Origin of the sequence: Calidithermus terrae, assembly GCF_003574345.1 — a bacterium.
In the GTDB taxonomy this organism is placed as follows: domain Bacteria; phylum Deinococcota; class Deinococci; order Deinococcales; family Thermaceae; genus Calidithermus; species Calidithermus chliarophilus.
Genome location: NZ_QXDL01000399.1, coordinates 1 through 1593, shown reverse-complemented (window position 1 = coordinate 1593; position 1593 = coordinate 1). Strand labels below are relative to the sequence as shown.

1 protein-coding gene is annotated in these 1593 nt (G+C 75.6%); it reads left to right on the top strand.

The window, feature by feature from the left end; all coding sequences use genetic code 11:
* Positions 1-1593 (top strand): primosomal protein N' (locus Mterra_RS21125; protein ID WP_119316862.1); only part of this gene is annotated, 1593 nt, incomplete at both ends.

Here is a 1593-nt window from a genome sequence, read left to right as displayed (position 1 = left end):
GGCCTGGAGGACGGCGCGCGCAAGGGCTTCGCCCTGCGCCACGCGGTGGCCTGCCTCGAGCCCTACCCCTGGCTGCGGCCCCAGGAGCTGCGCTTCCTCGAGTGCGCCGCGCAGGAGCTCTTCGCCCCGCTGGGCTGCGTGCTCGACGACCTGCTGCCCTTCCTCGAGCCCGCCCTGCGCCACCGCCTGCGCCTGCTCCCCGGCGCGCACCGCGCGGTGCTGCCCACGGGCCTGGAGAGCCTGGCCGAGGGCTGGCAGGAGGCGCGGGGCTTCGACCCCAAGCTGCTGGACTACCTGCGCGAGGGCGGGGTGCTCGAGGAGATGGTCGAGGAGCAGCGCCCCGCCCGGCAGATCCTGGTCCCCCTCAAGGCCCCCGACGGCGCGCTCACCCCCAAGGGCCGCCTGGCGCTGGAGGTGCTGCACGCGCTGGGCCAGGCCGAGAGCATGACCGCGCTCGCCCAGCAGGCGGGGGTGGGCAACGGGGTGGTCAAGGGCCTGCTCGACAAGGGCTACGCCGCCTTCGTCGAGCTGCCCCTGGAGGTGCCCAGGGCCGAGGGGCGCGCGCTCGAGCCCCTGCCCTTCCCCCCCGAGGCCCAGCGCATCGGCGGGGGGCGCTGGCTCGAGCGGCTGCGGGTGCTCAGCGGCTTAGTGCGCGAGGGGCCCACGCTGGTGCTCTTCCCCGAGGTGGCCCAGCTCAAGCGCTGCCTGCCCCACTTCCCCCAGGCCCTCCCCTTCCACGGCGAGCTCTCGCCCGAGCTGCGCCGGCAGGTCTTCCACCAGCGCGCCCGCGAGGGCCTGCCCCAGGGCGGCGCGGTGTTCTCGACCTACCAGGGCCTGCTGCTGCCCTTCGACTTCCGCCGGGTGGTGGTGGTGGAGGAGGGCAACGACGCCTACAAGCTCTCGGGGGGCTCGAGGGCCTTCGTGCCCTACCTGGCCGAGCTGCGGGCCAGGCTGGCGGGCGTGCCCTACACCACGCTCTCGCTGGTGCCCAGCCTCGAGGCCGAGTGGGAGCTGCGCCACAGCCACACCCTGCCCCTCGCCCCGCCCCGCGTGCACCTGCTCGACATGCGCCGGGAGCGGGGCTGGCCGCTGTCGGGCGCGGCGGTGAACCTCCTGCAGCAGGTGGCCGAGAAGCGGCGCCAGGCGGTGGTGCTGGTGGCCCGGCGCGGCTACAGCGCGGTGCTGCGCTGCAAGCACTGCGACTGGAAGGCCATGTGCCCCGACTGCGCCCTACCCCTGCGCCTGCACCGCGCCGGGCGGGCCGGGCGGCTGCTGTGCCACCAGTGCGGCCACGAGGAGAAGGCCCCCCCGCTGTGCCCGCAGTGCCGCTCGGAGGTCTTCGAGCCCAAGGGGCCGGGGGTGGAGTGGCTGCTGGAGGCCCTCGCAGCCGCCGTCCCCTCCCTCCCCCGCTACCGCTACACCGCCGAGGAGAAGGACCGCCTCGAGCCCCTCCTCGCCGGCGAGCCCGGGCTGCTGGTGGGCACCACCGCCGTCCTGCGCGCCCCCACCCTGCCCGAACTGGCCCTGGTGCTCCTCCCCTACGCCGACGGCTTCCTCCTCGACTCCGACTTCCGCGCCGGCGAGCGCTACCAC